Annotated in this window: 1 protein-coding gene; it reads right to left on the bottom strand. The window is 56.5% G+C overall.

The annotated features are described in order from the left end of the window. Nucleotides 1-134: 134 nt before the first annotated feature. Nucleotides 135-992, bottom strand: a complete 858-nt coding sequence (locus tag NW819_RS13175) for a sulfite exporter TauE/SafE family protein (RefSeq protein ID WP_011432297.1) — start codon at nucleotides 990-992, stop codon at nucleotides 135-137. Nucleotides 993-1,133: the final 141 nt, after the last annotated feature.

The following is a 1,133-nucleotide window of genomic DNA, read 5'->3' as shown; positions in this document are numbered from 1 at the left end:
GAGTCCTTGAAAAGCCTTCTGGATCAGTGCATGCAACATTTTGGGTTTGAGTTCAGTGTCCCAGTTTAAATCCAAATGACCGTAGCTTGGAACCAGGACTGCTGTCCCGAGCACTGGGGCAGACCAGGATCACTTCACAGAGCTCGATAACCTTGCCAGGCTTGCCAAAAAATGTAAAGAGAAAGAATGGCCAGGAAGCCCCGAAACAACAGACTGACGGTTTCATCGGGCAATTTGGGCAGGGTGCGTGTGCTGATCTGTACACCGATTAACCCCCCTGTGCCCAAGATTAAACCTGGGATCCAGAGCACATTCTGGTGGATGGTGCCGTCCCCGAACCCCAGGCCATTCCAGATCCAATCGCTGAGGCCCGCATGGCTGGCAGTGGCAGCAACTGCTGTGATCACAATGGCCCCCAGACTGGTCTGAATCGCCACTTTGATTGTCTCTTTCAGCAGCAGGATCTGCATTGGCACCAGGATCACCCCACCGCCGATGCCAAACAGCCCGGCCAACAAACCAGCAGTGCCGCCGGTCAGGGCGCGGGCTAACCAGGGAGACATCTGCCCTGAGGACTCCGTCCCGCTGAGGTGCTCGGCACCGCTGACGTCAGCCCCCAGTTCTTGGGCCTGGATAACCACCTTTTTGTTGAGTTGCACCAGGTAAGTGTTGGCCAGCAGCAACACTCCAAACGCTGCCAACAGCAGATAGCTGGGAAGGCGACTGGCGATAATTGCTCCTACTTGAGCCGTAAGCAACGCTGGGATCCCCAGCAGGATCACCCGTTTCAAATCAAGCATGCCCATCCGCCAGTTTTGGATGCTGCCCGCAATCGAGGTCATAACAATGGAAAGATTGCTGGTGGCTGCAGCTTGAACCGGTGGGATCCCCAAGCTGACCTGTAAGGGCACCAGGATCACGCCACCGCCAATGCCCAGCACCCCGGCCAGGATCCCTGCCACCAGGCCGCCAATTGCCAAGGCCAACTCCATCCCCTACCACTCCCCACCGCTGCTCTATCTTGCTGGCCAAAAAGCCGCCATCATCGTAACATTCTCCAGTCCTGGCAAGACTAGCAGGGATACATCGGTCGAGAAGCCTTGGGTGTGGGGTTGAAAAGAGGCGCATCATAA

This window comes from Synechococcus sp. R8-2 (assembly GCF_047461715.1).
GTDB lineage: Bacteria > Cyanobacteriota > Cyanobacteriia > Thermostichales > Thermostichaceae > Thermostichus.
Note: the sequence above shows the minus strand (reverse complement) of the source record. Positions and strands in the feature narration are given on the sequence as shown.